Origin of the sequence: Marinoscillum sp. MHG1-6, from assembly GCF_024714475.1 — a bacterium.
Taxonomy (GTDB): Bacteria; Bacteroidota; Bacteroidia; order Cytophagales; family Cyclobacteriaceae; genus JAMZMI01.
Genome location: NZ_JAMZMI010000004.1, coordinates 304,105 through 320,571 on the forward strand (window position 1 = coordinate 304,105; position 16,467 = coordinate 320,571).

Here is a 16,467-nt window from a genome sequence, read left to right on the forward strand (position 1 = left end):
AAACGTTTGATTGATAAACCAGACCTGTTGAAATCGTTTTCATCATTTTTAAGATGGATAAAGAATTTTTTTTAGATCGTCCGACCATTACTGCCTACAAACACAATTTCAGAACTTTACTGGCAGTTGATAGTATCATCTTTGGATTTGACAACGAAGAGCTGAAATTACTTATCATAAAACGGGACTATGAGCCTGAGTTAGGAAGCTGGTCCCTTATGGGCGGGTTTATGCTCGAAGAGGAAACACTCGAAGAAGCTGCCAATCGTGTACTCTATAACCTGACCGGATTGCACGATGTTTACATGGAGCAAATTCAGGTCTTTAGTAAACCGGACAGAGACCCTGTCGAGCGTACGGTTTCCGTTCCTTTCTATTCTTTAATTAACATCGAGGAACATGACAAGGAATTACTGAAGCATCACTCCGCAAGCTGGTTTCCCCTTAAAAAAGTTCCCAAGCTGATCTTTGACCATAATGACATTGTCAATGCAGCCATCAAACAATTAAGGTACAAGACATCTATTCAACCTATCGGCTTTGAATTGCTTCCGGAAAAATTCACGATGCGACAGTTGCAGAAACTCTATGAGGCGATTTTAGACATAGAACTGGACAAGAGAAACTTCAGTAAAAAAATACGTCAGCTAGACATCCTCGTCAAACTTGATGAAAAAGACATGAGCTCTTCCAAGAAGGGATCGTTCCTTTACATGTTTGACAAACGTAAATACAAGGAGAAAGTAGCTGACGGCTTTATTTTCAAGCTATAGTTTTTCTACACACCTGAAAAGGCACTAAAACCTCCATCAACGGGAATGGTTGTTCCGGTTACGAATTTCGAAGCATCGCTGCACAACCAAAGTAGTGTACCAATCAATTCATCAGGCTGACCAAATCTCCCCATTGGAGTATGATCTACAATTGTTTTACCCCTGGATGTTAATGAGCCATCTTCCTCCGTCAGCAGACGCTCATTTTGTTTCGTAAGGAAAAAGCCAGGTGCAATCGCATTAACCCTCATCCCTTCGCCGTATTTATTTGCGAACTCTACTGCCATCCACTTGGTGAGATTATCAATACCGGCCTTTGCAGCAGAATAACCCACCACCCTCGTCATTGGCCTGGACGCTGACATTGAAGAAATATGAATAATATTTCCTTGTCCTTTCTTTGACATCGATTCTCCAAACACTACCGAAGGAACAACAGACCCCATGAAGTTTAGATCTATTACTCCCTGAAGGGCCTTAAGGTCTATATCGAAAAACGAACCATCAGGCATAATTGTCGCTCCTGCCATATTCCCTCCTGCCGCATTGATGAGGATATCAATTTTACCCCATTTGCTTAGCACCTCAGCACGTGCATCCTCCAAAGCCGAACGATCCAACACATCTGCAACTAAACAAATCGATTCTCCGCCGTTTTCACGAACCCTGTCCGCTACTTCACTTAAGGCATCCAGACGTCTTCCCAGCAATCCAATTTTGACTCCATTGGCCACCAGGCCATCAATTAAGGCTCCGGATAAAATACCAGCTCCACCAGTGACTACAGCCACTTTTCCTTCCAGATCACTACAGCTTATCATAATATCATTTTCATTTTAGAGCCCAAAATTATCCAATTGAATACCACCTGAGAGCCATATTTATATAAATATTCGTATATAAGCTTTACTTTATCTATGTTTCTAAGCATTTATACGTATTACTTCGCAAAAGAGCGTAAAAATGAAAAACCGCCTATCTCAGCAAATAGGTATTATTTTGAACAAAAGGCAATTAATAGGAAAAATGATTACCACTTTCGTAATCATTTCACATTAAAGCTGATTAAATTTGCATTCCCTCAATTTTTAAGAATACGTTTTGAAAAAATTGAAATAATATTTTAAGGACTTAGTAATAAGCCATATTATATTTTATTTCGCTGATAAAAAGCGATAATTTTGACGTCATTTTACCGAATACTCGGAGGAAAAAAGTATGCAGAAAAAGACATTATATAGGAAAGAATTTGAACACGATTCGTGTGGTGTTGGATGTGTAGCAAACCTAAGTAACAAACCTGACCATAATGTAGTGAAAGATGCTCTTTCGATGCTATGTTGCATGGAACACAGAGGTGGTACGGGTAGTGACCCGGACTCAGGTGACGGAGCTGGTATCTTAACTCAAATTCCTCATTCCTTTTTTAAAGAGGAGTTATCAAAATTCGCTATAAATCTTCCTAAAAGGGGTACTTATGGCGTGGGGATGCTTTTCTTACCAAAAAACTATCAGCTGAGAGAAAAGTGCAGAAGCATCTTAAATGAATGTATTAGCAATTTAGGTCTTAGCCTGATTGGGTACAGATTGGTACCAGTAGACGAATTGGTGCCAGGTCATGAATCAAAAGCTGTTGAACCATACGTTGAGCAGGTTTTTGTTGGAGCCAATGACGAAATGAGTCAGGACGAATTAGAAAGAAAGCTATTTGTTCTGAGCAACTATGCTTCGCACGAAGTTGAGCACAATGTCAAAGGTGAAAATGGCGACTTCTACGTATGTAGCTTCTCCAGCAAAAAGATTATTTATAAAGGACAGTTGAGAACTGATCAAGTTGGTCGTTACTATCATGACCTGAGAAATGAGAAATATGTATCAACCTTCGCGATAGTTCACTCAAGATTCTCGACTAACACCTTCCCTAACTGGAAGTTAGCTCAGCCTTTCCGTTACCTTGCCCATAATGGTGAAATCAACACCATCAGAGGAAACGTCAACAAAATGAAGTCCAAGGAGGCTACTATGTCTTCAAAATACTTCACAGACGAAGAACTGCAATGGCTACTTCCGGTAACTGATATTAAGAATTCAGATTCAGCTAACCTCGACGCGTTGGTTGAACTTCTATACCTTGGTGGACGTAAGCTTCCGCATGTAATGATGATGCTTGTTCCGGAAGCATGGCAGGACAATAAAGGCATGGACGCTGAAAAGAAGGCGTTCTACAAATACCATTCTGCCATCATGGAACCATGGGATGGTCCTGCAGCTCTATTCTTCACGAATGGAACTGAGCTTGGAGCTACCTTGGATAGAAACGGTCTGCGTCCGGTACGTTACTGTGTAACAAAAGACGGCAGAGTGATCATGGCATCTGAGGTTGGTGCACTAAACCTTGATCCAGACAACATCCTTGAAAATGGCCGTTTGCAGCCAGGAAAAATGTTGTGGATAGACCTTCCTAACAACAAATTGGTTAAGGATGATGAGATCAAAAGAACTGTGATCGAATCCAAACCATATTTTGACTGGGTTAAGAAAGAAAGAATCAAATTGAAATTGCTTCCTACTCCTGATTACACGATCGAGGAAGTGGATGATGATACATTATTGAAGCAAATGAAGGCCTATGGCTACACTCAGGAGGATCTGAAGATGACTCTTGAGCCAATGGCTCTTCAAGGAAAAGAACCTGTTGGCTCAATGGGGTCTGATTCTCCACTGGCTGTTATTTCCAGACAGAGTCAGCATGTTGCTAACTACTTCAAACAATATTTTGCGCAGGTTTCCAACCCTCCTATTGACCCAATCAGAGAGCGTTTGGTAATGAGCCTTTTCACTCGTGTGGGTGAAGCACAGAACATTCTGGATGAAACTCCGGAGCATACCCGTCAAATCCATATTTCACAACCGGTACTATCTCATGCAGGCTACCATAAGCTTATGGAGCAAGAGGACATTGGGTTTGGTCATCACAAAATTGAATCAGTGTATGATCCTTCCCAAGTTACCTTAAAGGAGGCGATCAACCGTGTTTGTAAAGAAGCTGAAGAGGCCGTTGAATCCGGGAAATGTGTAATCATCCTAAGCAACAGAAATGTTGACGAAAAACACGTTCCGATTCCATCGCTTTTGGCGACAGGAGCAGTTCATCATTATCTCGTAGAGAAAAACCTTAGAACCAAATCCAGTCTTGTCATTGAGGCCGGGGATATTTGGGAAACGCATCATTTTGCAACCATTATTGGTTATGGTGCCAGTGCTGTATACCCATTCAAGGTTTACGATATCATCAAGAGCCTTCAAAATGAAGGAGTTCTTGATCAAAGTGTTAAGCTTGGAAAATACTATGACAACTTCACTAATGCGGTTGGTCAGGGGCTTCTCAAGATCTTATCAAAAATGGGTATCAGTACCCTTCAGTCTTACCAGGCAGCTCAAATCTTTGAGTGTGTAGGACTTGGAGCAGAAGTAGTATCTAAATGTTTCAAAGGAACCGTTAGCCGATTGGATGGATTGACCTTTGATGATCTTGAAAAAGAGGCACTTATCAAGCACCATGCTGGATATGAGTCAGATAAAAAGATTCTTGAGGTTGGCGGATTCTTTCAGTGGAAAAGAAATGGAGAGGTTCACCTATTGAACCCTGAAACAATTCATTTACTCCAAAAGTCAACTTCTCTAAATGATTATGAACTTTGGAAGAAGTACTCTGAATCCGTTTACAACCATCAGGCGAAGAATAGTACGCTAAGAAGTTTATTTGACTTCAAAGCGCGTCCATCAGTGCCATTGGAAGAAGTTGAGCCGGTAGAAAATATCCTTAAGCGATTCGCAACCGGTGCGATGTCATTCGGATCCATCTCTTACGAAGCGCACTCGACCCTGGCTATTGCCATGAACCGAATTGGTGGTAAGAGTAACAGTGGAGAAGGGGGTGAAGATGAAATCAGGTTCGAAAAGAAACCCAATGGAGACTGGGAAAGATCTGCTATCAAGCAAATTGCGTCCGGAAGGTTTGGTGTTACAAGTAACTACCTAAAAGAAGCGGACGAACTTCAAATTAAAATTGCTCAGGGAGCGAAGCCTGGTGAAGGTGGTCAGCTTCCGGGACATAAAGTAGATGACTGGATTGCACGTGTAAGACACTCGACTCCGGGAGTAGGTTTGATCTCTCCTCCCCCACACCACGACATCTATTCAATCGAAGACTTGGCACAGCTGATCTATGATCTTAAAAATGCCAACAGACATGCCAGAATTAATGTAAAACTGGTATCAGAAGCTGGAGTAGGTACGATCGCATCAGGTGTGGCTAAAGCAAAGGCTGACGTAATCATGATTTCAGGAGCAGATGGTGGTACCGGAGCTTCTCCAATCAGTTCTATCAGACACGCTGGACTCCCGTGGGAAATGGGACTTTCAGAAGCACATCAGACCCTTCTTAGAAACAACCTGCGAAGCAGAATTGTCCTGCAAACGGATGGCAAGCTTATGACCGGTAGAGATGTGGCTGTAGCCACACTACTCGGTGCTGAAGAATATGGTTTTGCTACAACCGCTCTTATTGTTGAAGGTTGTATCATGATGAGAAAATGCCATCTGAACACTTGTCCGGTCGGTATTGCAACACAGAAACCTGAACTAAGAAAACTATTCACAGGTAACCCTGATCACGTAGTGAATTTCTTTAGGTTCATTGCTCAAGAGCTAAGAGAAATCATGGCTGAACTTGGTTTCAAAACGGTGAATGAAATGGTAGGACAGTCAGAGGTTCTTAAAGTGAAGTCTGATCTGGATCACTGGAAGTTGAAAACTATCGACTTTAATCCAATCCTTAACAAGGAGATGGTGCCTGATTCATTTGGTGTATATAACCAAATTGAACAAAACCATGGATTAGAACATGTTCTTGATACCAAAATCATCGAGGATTACCTGGTAAAAGAACAGAATCATAAGCTATACGACATCATCAATACCGATCGTTCAGTTGGAGCGATGTTCTCTCATGAGATCTCCAAAAAGTACGGTGGCAAAGGGCTACAGTTGAATAAAGCTAAAGTTGGATTCAAAGGATATGCAGGACAGAGCTTCGGAGCCTTCCTTGCTCCTGGCGTAGAGTTCGAATTGGAAGGTCAGGCCAATGACTACTGTGGAAAAGGTCTTTCAGGAGGAACGCTTGTTATCAAAGTTCCTGAGAAGACTTCATTCGTACCTAGCGAAAACATCATTATTGGTAACGTAGCGTTTTATGGCGCTACTTCTGGTAAAGCTTACATCAATGGAATGGCCGGGGAACGTTTCTGTGTAAGAAACTCTGGAGTTGAGGCTGTTGTTGAAGGTATTGGAGACCATGGCTGCGAATACATGACTGGCGGAAAAGTGATCATTCTTGGTGAAACAGGAAACAACTTTGCTGCTGGTATGAGTGGTGGTATCGCATACGTAATTGATGAATTTGATGCATTCAATGACAGGTTGAATGGTGAAATGGTCTCTCTTGAAAAACTGCAGGCTGAGGATCTTATCTATGTGAAAGAGGAAATCGAGAAGCACATTGAGCTTACTGACAGCGGACGTGCTAAAGAAATTCTTGAAAACTGGGATAAGTACCAGTCGAAGTTTGTGAAGGTTATGCCAAATGACCTGAAGAGAGTACTTGAAGAAAAAAGATTAAAAGAAAAAGTAGCATAAATGGGAGCAGTAGACGGTTTTTTAAAATACGATAGAGAGTTACCTTCATCAAGAGATCCGAAACAGCGAATTGGAGATTATAAAGAAATCTACGAACCATTTGCTGAGGAAAAAACAAATAATCAGGCTGCACGATGCATGGATTGCGGAATCCCATTTTGTCACAATGGATGTCCGCTGGGAAATCAGATTCCTGACTTCAATGATGCGGTTTATAAGCAGGATTGGGAAGCGGCGTACGATATTCTGACGTCTACCAATAACTTCCCTGAATTTACGGGAAGAATTTGCCCTGCTCCTTGTGAAGCTTCTTGTGTACTAGGTATCCACAAACCACCTGTTGCAATAGAACATATCGAAAAGTCAATCATTGAAATGGCTTTCGAAAAGGGTTATGTTAAAGCAAACCCTCCTAAAACCCGTACAGGTAAGTCTGTTGCCGTTGTAGGATCAGGACCGGCGGGCCTGGCTGCAGCTCAGCAGTTAAATAAGGCTGGACACAATGTAACAGTTTTTGAAAGAGCTGAAAGAATTGGTGGACTTCTCCGATTAGGTATTCCTGATTTCAAACTTGAAAAGTGGACCATCGACCGCAGGTTGAAGGTAATGGAGGAAGAAGGTATCAACTTCAAGACTAATGCGAACGTTGGTGAAAATATATCAGTAGAAAGTCTTAAGTCCGACTTTGATGCAATCATGTTAGCCGGAGGATCTACTGTACCAAGAGGCCTACCGCTTCCCGGTAAGGATCTTGAAGGCATACATTTCGCGATGGACTTTTTAAGTCAGCAAAATAACCGTGTCTCTGAAGCAAAAAATGAACTTGTAAATCACAAGGGAGAAACTTTGGAAGCACCGATCATGGCTACTGGGAAAAATGTGGTTGTAATCGGTGGTGGTGACACAGGTTCTGACTGTGTTGGGACATCTAACCGTCATGGAGCTAAATCTGTGACTCAAATCGAGTTACTTTCTAAGCCCCCTGATAGCAGGGCTGTACATAACCCGTGGCCAGAATGGCCTATGACCTTGAAAACCTCCACTTCTCATGAAGAGGGATGTTCGAGAGATTGGGCGGTTCTAACCAAAGAGTTTATCGGTAATGACAAAGGTGAACTGGCGGGAATGAAGATCGTTAGAATCGAGTGGGGTGAAAAAGGCTTTAAAGAGGTAGAAGGAACAGAAGAAGTGATACCATGCGAGCTTGCCTTGATTGCTGCTGGTTTCGTTCATCCTCAACAAGAAGGAATGATCGAGCAGTTGGAGCTAGACCTTGATGAAAGAGGAAATGTAAAAGCTGATAACTACCAGACCAGTGATAAAGATGTCTTTGCTGCTGGTGATATGCGAAGAGGGCAATCTTTGGTGGTTTGGGCCATTTCAGAAGGACGAGAGGCTGCAAGAGCTCTTGATATCCATTTGATGGGATCGTCACTCCTACCATCCAAACAAGAATCATTCTTCAAATTACAATCTTGATAGAATCGTAAGGGAGTTGAGTTATCTCAACTCCCTTAATTCAAAATCCCTTCCCCTCCCATACTTAATCAGTTCTGATAACTGATAATACTCCAGGGTATTTAAATCTTTAAGGTAAAAATCATCTGAACCCAGATATTCTGTGATCTGAAACTCATATAGATCTCCAAAATTTCTGAGCCAATACCTATGCCCTACTCTTAAGCTGCTAAAAGCCAGTCCCGCCATTTTCAGTAAATTGATCCAAGTATAACTTAGGACGAAAATATTGATTCGAAATTTCAATGCCAGTCAAAAAAACATTAAAATTGAAAATCATAAACTAACTATCTTCTAAAATGAAATTAAACTCTCGCTCATTGCTCAACTTCATCGCGATTGGATCCCTGTCAGGGGCGCTCCTAAGTTGTGGAGGATCAACAAAAACTGAATCGTCCAGTGAAGTGGAATTTGATGAAGAGCAACAAATCACGACTGATATCAGTAAAGTAATAGGCGATTTACCCTCACCTTCTGAGGTCCCATACACAATGCAGGCGATCGGAGCTGATTTCGATAAGTCTCTAATCAACGATCTTACTAAAATTGAGCACTACAGTGCAAAAGAAGATGAGGCTGCTTTAAATCTGGGAGTTTACGCAACTGACATCGGATACCTGTCATCTTATAAGAAAGGTGCGGATGCTATGGAATACATGCAGAAATGTCATGACCTTGCAGAAGCTCTAGGTATTGCAACTGTATTTAATGTTGCCACAATGGAAAAATTCCAGGAATCCATGGGTAGTCCGGAAGAATTTAACAAAGTTCTAAACGACGCAATCCTCGAGGCTGAGGAAAGATTAGAGACTTCAGATAGAGCATCAATCGCTGGTCTTGTTCTAACCGGAAGCTTTGTTGAAGGTCTTTACCTCGCAACTAAAGTAATTGAAACCTATCCAGAAGATGTTCTTGATGATCAGACCAGAAACCTTATCCTTGAGCCTCTGGTTCGAGTAGTTCTTGATCAGAAAAAACCATTATTGGACATCATTGGACTTCTTAATGACTTACCTCGTACTGAAATCATTACGCACATGATCAGCGAAATGAACATCTTAAAAATCTTATATAATGATGACCTTGCAGTCATTGAAGAAAAGATCAAAGCAAATACAGGCAACTTCGTCATTACTCAGGATATGCTTTACGATGTGACTGAAGAGGTAAAAAGAATTAGAAAAGACATTGTAGAGCTTTAAAGATTTTAACTAACCTACCTAACCTAAACGAAAGCATTGAGGAGTATCTTCAATGCTTTTTTGTATTTTAGCCCGACCTCACAAACGCCTAATACATGAGTGAAGAAACCCTAAGTGCAATCATACTATTGTTAGCTATCGTCGCTAAAGAGGATGATGTAACACTTGATGAAAAAGCTTCCATCCAGACTTTTTTGGAAGAGAGTCTCAATGAGACAGATGCTATCAGGTACATGACGCTCTTTATTAAACTCTCTAGTGAGCAGGCTCTCGATAAAGAATCTGAAAAGAAGCGCATAATAAAGGAATGCAGCAAAATCAACAGGGAACAAACCGTCCAGCAAAAAGTTGCAATCATCCTTCACCTTATCATCCTCATTGCAGCTGATGGGCATGTTTCAGAGCGTGAGCAAGAATTATTGTATTACATAAGTGAACAACTCAATGTAAGTAAACGGGTAACTGATTTGGTTAAAGCCTTTGTAATTTTCGAAGACAGAAAAAAAATTATTTCCCGTAACATCCTGATCATTGACAATGGAAAAGAAGAAGTCCCTGAGAGGTGTCGCCACCTGGCCCATGAAGGCATGCCGGGTTTTCTTTTTGTGCTGCTCGTTCCTGAAGTCAATATTTACTTAACCAAATATATCGGAGAACATGACCTTGAGTTGAATGGTGCTCCCATGAGGAACGGGAGAATTTACGTTTTCCCTACAGGAAGCGTTATCAAGTCTACCGACTTCTCTCCTATTTATCACAGTGAAATTGTCAATGAGTTTCAGACCATTGATTCGGATCACCACATCACCTTCACCGCCAGAAATATCTCCTTCAAATTTCCAAACGGAGACCTCGGACTTAGGGACGTCAATATTGAAGAAGAATCCGGAAAGCTCATAGCCCTAATGGGTGGGTCCGGTGCAGGAAAATCGACTTTGCTGAATGTCCTTAATGGAAACGAGCAACCGTCAAAGGGAAGCGTTAGAATTAATGGGGTTGACATTCATACCCAGAAGAGTAAGATTGACGGAGTCATTGGATATGTTCCTCAAGATGATCTACTCATCGAAGAACTGACTGTTTTTGACAACCTCTTCTATGCTGCGAAGCTGTGTTTCAAATCTCTAAACGATGGCCAGTTAGAATCACTGGTAACAAAGACCCTGCAATCACTAGGGCTTTATGAAACCAGAAACCTGAAGGTTGGTTCCCCTCTGGAGAAGACCATATCCGGTGGTCAGCGCAAAAGACTTAATATCGGACTGGAACTATTGAGAGAGCCCTCCGTGATGTTTGTGGATGAACCTACAAGTGGACTTTCATCCAGAGACTCCGAAAACATCATGGACCTGCTAAAAGAGCTTTCCCTTAAGGGCAAGATGATCTTTGTAGTTATCCACCAGCCTTCGGAAGAAATATTTAAGATGTTTGATAAGCTCATCATTCTTGATGTTGGGGGCTATCAGGTCTATTATGGTAACCCAATTGGGGCCATTGAATATTTTAAAAGCATCGTGAAAATGGTTGACCCGTCGAAGGCAGTCAACCCGGAACAGATATTTAACATCATTGAGTCCAAGGTCATCAATGAATATGGGAATTTTACAAATCAAAGGAAGGTTACCCCTGCCCAGTGGAACCAGCATTTCAAAGAACAAATTACCATAGAGGAGATAACTGAAACAGCTATCGTTCCCCATAAAACACTGCATGTTCCAAACAAACTGAAGCAACTGGCCATCTTCACTATACGTGACCTAAAGGCTAAACTCAGTAATAAACAATATCTCTTCATCAACCTGCTTGAGGCGCCCGTCCTGGCCGTGATTCTTGCATTTATTGTGAAATACATCCCTCATGAAATGACGGATTACGTGTTTAGAGAAAACCTCAATATTCCGGTTTTCTTTTTCATGAGTGTGATCGTTGCCCTTTTTATGGGCTTAACTGTGAGTGCCGAGGAAATTATCAAGGACCAGAAAATTCTTAAGAGAGAATCGTTTCTAAACCTGAGTCGGGGGAGTTACCTTTTTTCCAAGTTGTTTATCCTATTCGGACTTTCTGCCGTTCAAACGCTCACATTCGTTCTTATCGGGAGCTTTATATTGGAGATCCATGGAATGAATCTCACCTTTTGGATGATCCTTTTCTCTGTCTCTTGTTTCGCCAATGTACTTGGGCTAAATATCTCATCAGCATTCAAATCTGCGGTAACTGTTTATATCCTGATTCCATTGTTGGTCATACCACAGCTCATCCTGAGTGGTGTCGTAGTAAATTTCGATAAACTTCACCCAAATCTCAGCACCAGAGATAAGGTTCCATTCATCGGAGAAATCATGGCCTCACGATGGGCTTTTGAAGCTCTGGCCGTTCATCAATTTGTGTACAATGACTACGAAGCCAATTTTTATGGTGAAGATAAAATCATGGCGGAGTCAGAGTATAAAACCATCTATTTTTTCCCCGAACTGGAGTCGGACCTGGAATATATCCATCACAAGATCAATGGAAGTACTCCAGAAGATAGTGTTCATATCATTTCAAATCTGGCTATAATCAAAAAAGCTCTTCAAAGAGAACTGCTAAGTATTAAAGGTGCGGAATTCCCTGAAATTGATGAGTTAGAAATCCATAATTTCAAGGAACACACCTATGAAAGTACCAGAGCTTTCCTCAAGAAACTGGAATCGTACTATAATAAGAGGTATAAGAAAGCCAACGAGCTGAAACAAGCATTCCTAAGTAAATACACAAAGGACGAAAATGATCATCAGAAGTTGATTGACTTTAGGAACAAATGTGAAAATCAAGCCATTGCTGAACTTGTCAAAAACACAGCTGCTGAGCAGAGGTTCATCACCGTGGGGGATGAGATCATTCAGAAAATTTATCCGATATTCTCTGAGCCAACCTTCCCGGATCATGTCTTTGATTTCAGAGCTCAATTTTATGTGCCCTACAAACATTTTTTTGGAGCATTAATCGATACGTCAATATTCAACGTCTACATCATTTGGCTTATGACCGTTGTCCTTTTTGTAGCCCTGTACTTTGATTGGTTAAGGAAATTCGTATCCCTGTTCTAGCATGTTTTTCTATTTATCGAAGGTACTGGGGATACTAATTGATCCCTTCCTGTGGATTCTTGTGGGGTTGATTTATGGACTCTGGAATAAAAAAACCAACAAACCCAGATTTATACTTCCTGCCTCTTTGATCCTGCTGGTCCTTTTCAGCAACCCTTTCTTATCTAACTATGCCATGAGGCAATGGGAATTCCCACCGATAAATAAGGCAGACCTCCCCTATACAGACATAGGAATTGTCCTGACGGGAATGGCGCATCCGGACTTTATCCCGGAGGATCAAATTCACTTTTCTGAAGGAGCCGATAGAATTACAGAAGCCATTACACTTTACCATGATGGACTGATTGCCCGGGTACTTGTAACAGGGGGCATTTCCGTCATTAAAAAAGAAAGAACTCCGGAAAGCGAGGCATTGCTTCCCCTACTCCATGCCTCAAAAATTGAACAGAGTGATTTGTTCATTGAGAAGCAGGCGCGAAATAGTTATGAAAATGCCCGCTTTACTAAAGATTTTTTGGTTCATGAAAATTTGCAAGACCGAAGAGCATTGCTCATTACTTCTGCCTACCATATGAAACGAGCTATGGCCTGTTTTAAAAAACAGGGACTGGATGTGATCGCCTATCCTGTGGACTATCGCTCCGGACCAGTCGACTTTGATATTCAGTGGATTTTGCCATCAGCAATAGCACTGAATAATTGGAGAATACTCTTCAAAGAGTGGGTAGGTTACGTCACCTACAAGCTCCTGGGATATGCATAAAAAAGCCTGACTCAAATGAATCAGGCCTTTGATAATATTTTTGAATGGATGATTACTCCTCTGTTTTCTCAGGAGCCTCAGCTTCAGCAACAGGAGTTTCTTCAACCTTCGCTTCTACTTCTTTTACTTCCTCCTTTTTCTCAGCTTTGCTTTTGCTAGCTTTTTTAGGAGCAGCTTTTTTCTCGAACTCTGCTTTAATTGCCTCAACGTCAACCATTTTCAATACAGGTGCGCTGTTCAATCTTTTGATTGTATTTACACGAGCTTTCGCTCTGGCTTTGTTCTTTCTACCTTTTCTTTCTAGTCTAGTAATCGCCATTTTTAGATCATTTCCGTTAAACGAGGTGCAAATTTACGGGTTTAGTTAGATTTGTGCAAAATTTTTATATGTCAACTCAGAAACCTTCTATTCCTAAAGGAACACGCGATTTTGGCCCTGAAGAATCGTCAAGACGAAACTACATCATGGACATCATCAAGTCCAACTTTAAACTTTACGGTTTTAGCCAAATCGAAACCCCAGCTATAGAGAACCTTTCGACCCTTACCGGGAAATATGGTGATGAAGGAGACAAGTTGCTTTTTAAAATTATCAATTCTGGTGATTACCTAAAAAATGTAACCACTGATGACCTTGAAGGTGGAAGTCAGCAAATGCTAAGCAAAATATCTGAAAAAGGGCTTCGCTATGATTTGACTGTTCCCTTTGCACGATTTGTTGTGCAGCACCGAAATGATATCACATTTCCCTTTAAAAGATTCCAAATCCAGCCGGTCTGGAGAGCCGACCGACCGCAAAAAGGAAGGTATCGGGAGTTTTATCAGTGCGACGCCGATATTGTAGGTACTGATTCGCTATGGAATGAGGTCAACCTGACCATGCTTATCCAGGATGTATTCAGAGACCTGAAATATGAGCAAATCACCATTAAAATCAATCACCGGGACATATTATCTAAATTGGCCTCCTTCGTAGGATTACCGGGTCAGGAAATCCCATTTTGTGTAGCCATAGATAAACTTGACAAGATTGGCGATGAGAAGGTAACAGAAGAACTTATTGGCCTCGGTGCTGACTCTGCTAAAATTGCTGAATTATTTGAGATCTTTGGTAAAGAAGATTCCAGTGCTTCCAAACTAGAAGCAATTGCATCGATTTTAGGTTCTTCAAGAGGAATTGATGAGCTAAAGGACTATTTTAAATTCTTAAAATTAGCAGGGGGTTCTGACGCCAATGTGGAACTGGACTTTAGTCTGGCTCGTGGTCTAACCTACTATACCGGAGTTATCTTTGAAGTAAAAGCAAACGACGTGAAAATTGGAAGCATTTGTGGTGGTGGGCGATATGATAACCTTACAGGTGTTTTTGGAATGGAAAATGTTTCAGGTGTTGGAATCTCGTTCGGTTTGGACCGGATCTATGACGTCCTAACCGAGAAGAACCTCTTCCCTACTTCAGTAAACCAGCCAGTGGATGCTTTGATACTTCACTTCGATCAGGAAAGTTTTGAACATGGTCTGGGACTACTGGCAAAAATGCGATCCGCCGGAATTACTTGCGAGATATATCCTGATGTAATAAAAATTAAAAAACAATTTAATTACGCTGATAAAATCGGAATTCCTTACACCATCGTAATTGGTTCCGAGGAGATCAAAACCGGAAAATACGCTTTTAAGAACATGAAAAGTGGTGAACAACAGACGCTCGATATCAATGAAATAATTCAGTTGATTCAAAACGACTAAACTCGCTACTTTTTTCGTTGTGATAAAAAACATCACTATTTTGAAGAAAGGCCTATTCCTTTTAATGCTACTACCCATTTGCCTGAAAGCACAACATTTCAGCAAGCTGAATAGGTTTTCCATTGAATTTCCCCAGGGATGTGCACCTGCAACCGTACGAGTCACAGAATACACCCCTCCAAGTCAGCCTACTTCTTTTTTTTATGAGGAAGGCCAACCTGACATAGCTGACACTTCCTATACATTTACTGAACCCGGAACTTATCAGATCATCCAACTTTTGGGCGAAGATGTAACTCCAAAAACAGATACACTTACGTTTACGGTCATTGATCCACCGGCTCCTGAATTTGTTGTTTACTTCTGCTCATCTAATGAGGTGGAGGTGGAAATAACAGACACCTTCTATGACAGCTACAGGGTCTATTTTGGTTCACTGGATTCAATTGATGTACAAGGTTCAGACCCAAACCCCGGATATTCGTTTCCGGACGCTAACGCCAACATCACGGTCAAAGGGTTTCTGAATAACTCATTTAATGGCAATTGTGGCACTACGGAAAAATCATTTACCATCCCCAATAGCCTCTTCACACCACAGATAACAGGAACTTCTCTTTACAGAAGTTGTGATGATAGCTACACGCTCAATATTGGATTTTCGAACACATCCAATTTCTTTTACTCAATAGGGTTTGAAGCAAATCCCTCGAGTGGCATCTGGTTATATGAGGGTACTTTATCAGACATTACCAGTATTAGTGGTGTAGAATTAAATGGCGATACACAAAAGTGCCTTTATGTAAAAGTCACAGACATTTGTAATGGAAATTCAGTTACAAGTGATCCCTACTGCTTTTTCATCGATTACCAAATGTTGCCCAGGTTACAGGGAGCCTATGCCACGTATTCCGGTGCAAATATTCTGCTCCATTTCGGACTTAATGATTCCTATCCGCTAGATATCGAGCGATCTGCTAACAATCAAAATTTCACCTACTTGAGTCAGGCAACCGGGGCAAATTTTATTGATAATGTTTCTGGCTCGCCTACTTACTCCTACCGGGTAAGCTTCACAGATGATTCATGTGACAGTACAAGTCAAACAATTCTTGCGCCGCCTAAAATCAGTTTCAGGGCTTTTGACCGTGAGACCAATCAGGTGACTTTAAATGCGACAGCTCCTGTCAATGTTTTGAATGATGATCAACCCAGTAAATATGTTGTGCTTTACAGCCAGGACAGTTCCCAACTCCTTGAAAGTACTTATACAAATCCATTTACGTTAAATCCGGTCCTTGGCGAATACCAATACATTCGCTTGAAATACTCTTATGAAGACCATGTCGATATTTATTCCAATGCATTACTTGCTCATCAATATTACTCCGTCTATGTTCCGAAGGCCTTCACTCCCTATAATGGTGATGGCCTCAACGATCGCCTAGAGTTCTTTGGTCTACCCTCAGAAGAAGGCTCCTTTGATATTTATAACCGGTGGGGAGAAATGATTTATTCCTCAGACCAACTCACTCTTGGATGGGATGGATATACAAAACAGGGAAAGGTTCCGCAGGGAACTTACCGTTATAAAATTCGTTTTAAAACTCCCGGTGGGGATATGAAATCTCAAGTTGGTACTTTTGTTCTTTTAAGAGATTAAATCATTGCGA

At 41.3% G+C, this 16,467-nt stretch carries 11 protein-coding genes; 8 read left to right on the forward strand and 3 right to left on the reverse strand.

Annotated features, from left to right (window positions below):
* Positions 1-53: 53 nt before the first annotated feature.
* A complete protein-coding gene (locus tag NXR94_RS11295; protein ID WP_258104737.1) occupies positions 54-773 on the forward strand; it encodes an NUDIX domain-containing protein in 720 nt (239 codons plus the stop codon).
* A gap of 5 nt (positions 774-778) precedes the next feature.
* Here the strand turns inward: NXR94_RS11295 and NXR94_RS11300 are convergent, their stop codons facing one another.
* Entirely contained in the window at positions 779-1,594 is an 816-nt protein-coding gene (locus NXR94_RS11300) for an SDR family oxidoreductase (RefSeq protein WP_258104738.1), read from the reverse strand.
* Between the two features lie 397 nt (positions 1,595-1,991).
* On the opposite strand from NXR94_RS11300, the gene gltB reads away from it, so the two are divergent.
* Complete coding sequence (gene gltB / locus NXR94_RS11305) at positions 1,992-6,470, forward strand: glutamate synthase large subunit (protein WP_258104739.1); 4,479 nt, start codon at positions 1,992-1,994, stop codon at positions 6,468-6,470.
* Positions 6,471-7,949 (forward strand): glutamate synthase subunit beta, encoded by a 1,479-nt coding sequence (locus NXR94_RS11310; protein ID WP_258104740.1) that lies wholly within the window; start codon positions 6,471-6,473, stop codon positions 7,947-7,949.
* A 21-nt stretch (positions 7,950-7,970) separates the two neighbouring features.
* Here NXR94_RS11310 and NXR94_RS11315 read toward each other — a convergent pair whose 3' ends face one another.
* Positions 7,971-8,177 (reverse strand): hypothetical protein, encoded by a 207-nt coding sequence (locus tag NXR94_RS11315; protein WP_258104741.1) that lies wholly within the window; start codon positions 8,175-8,177, stop codon positions 7,971-7,973.
* A gap of 110 nt (positions 8,178-8,287) precedes the next feature.
* On the opposite strand from NXR94_RS11315, the gene NXR94_RS11320 reads away from it, so the two are divergent.
* From NXR94_RS11320 to NXR94_RS11330, 3 genes are all read left to right on the forward strand, one after another.
* On the forward strand, positions 8,288-9,190 hold the full coding sequence (locus tag NXR94_RS11320) for a hypothetical protein (RefSeq protein ID WP_258104742.1): 903 nt from the start codon (positions 8,288-8,290) through the stop codon (positions 9,188-9,190).
* Between the two features lie 95 nt (positions 9,191-9,285).
* Positions 9,286-12,279 (forward strand): ATP-binding cassette domain-containing protein, encoded by a 2,994-nt coding sequence (locus tag NXR94_RS11325; protein ID WP_258104743.1) that lies wholly within the window; start codon positions 9,286-9,288, stop codon positions 12,277-12,279.
* Between the two features lies 1 nt (position 12,280).
* Positions 12,281-13,045, forward strand: a complete 765-nt coding sequence (locus NXR94_RS11330; RefSeq protein WP_258104744.1) for a YdcF family protein — start codon at positions 12,281-12,283, stop codon at positions 13,043-13,045.
* A gap of 52 nt (positions 13,046-13,097) precedes the next feature.
* On the opposite strand, the gene NXR94_RS11335 is transcribed toward NXR94_RS11330, so the two are convergent.
* Entirely contained in the window at positions 13,098-13,364 is a 267-nt protein-coding gene (locus NXR94_RS11335) for a hypothetical protein (RefSeq protein ID WP_258104935.1), read from the reverse strand.
* 68 nt (positions 13,365-13,432) lie between these two features.
* Here NXR94_RS11335 and hisS point away from each other — a divergent pair, with 68 nt between their 5' ends.
* A complete protein-coding gene (gene hisS, locus NXR94_RS11340) occupies positions 13,433-14,794 on the forward strand; it encodes a histidine--tRNA ligase (protein WP_258104745.1) in 1,362 nt (453 codons plus the stop codon).
* 40 nt (positions 14,795-14,834) lie between these two features.
* Positions 14,835-16,457: a gliding motility-associated C-terminal domain-containing protein gene (locus tag NXR94_RS11345; protein WP_258104746.1), complete on the forward strand. Its 1,623-nt coding sequence runs from the start codon at positions 14,835-14,837 to the stop codon at positions 16,455-16,457.
* Positions 16,458-16,467: the final 10 nt, after the last annotated feature.

Excerpts from the sequence above, each read along its gene's own strand:
- NXR94_RS11295 (WP_258104737.1), top strand. The coding sequence starts at position 54 with ATGGATAAAGAATTTTTTTTAGATCGTCCGACCATTACTGCCTACAAA.
- NXR94_RS11300 (WP_258104738.1), bottom strand. The coding sequence starts at position 1,594 with ATGATAAGCTGTAGTGATCTGGAAGGAAAAGTGGCTGTAGTCACTGGT.
- gltB (WP_258104739.1), top strand. The coding sequence starts at position 1,992 with ATGCAGAAAAAGACATTATATAGGAAAGAATTTGAACACGATTCGTGT.
- NXR94_RS11310 (WP_258104740.1), top strand. The coding sequence starts at position 6,471 with ATGGGAGCAGTAGACGGTTTTTTAAAATACGATAGAGAGTTACCTTCA.
- NXR94_RS11315 (WP_258104741.1), bottom strand. The coding sequence starts at position 8,177 with ATGGCGGGACTGGCTTTTAGCAGCTTAAGAGTAGGGCATAGGTATTGG.
- NXR94_RS11320 (WP_258104742.1), top strand. The coding sequence starts at position 8,288 with ATGAAATTAAACTCTCGCTCATTGCTCAACTTCATCGCGATTGGATCC.
- NXR94_RS11325 (WP_258104743.1), top strand. The coding sequence starts at position 9,286 with ATGAGTGAAGAAACCCTAAGTGCAATCATACTATTGTTAGCTATCGTC.
- NXR94_RS11330 (WP_258104744.1), top strand. The coding sequence starts at position 12,281 with ATGTTTTTCTATTTATCGAAGGTACTGGGGATACTAATTGATCCCTTC.
- NXR94_RS11335 (WP_258104935.1), bottom strand. The coding sequence starts at position 13,364 with ATGGCGATTACTAGACTAGAAAGAAAAGGTAGAAAGAACAAAGCCAGA.
- hisS (WP_258104745.1), top strand. The coding sequence starts at position 13,433 with ATGTCAACTCAGAAACCTTCTATTCCTAAAGGAACACGCGATTTTGGC.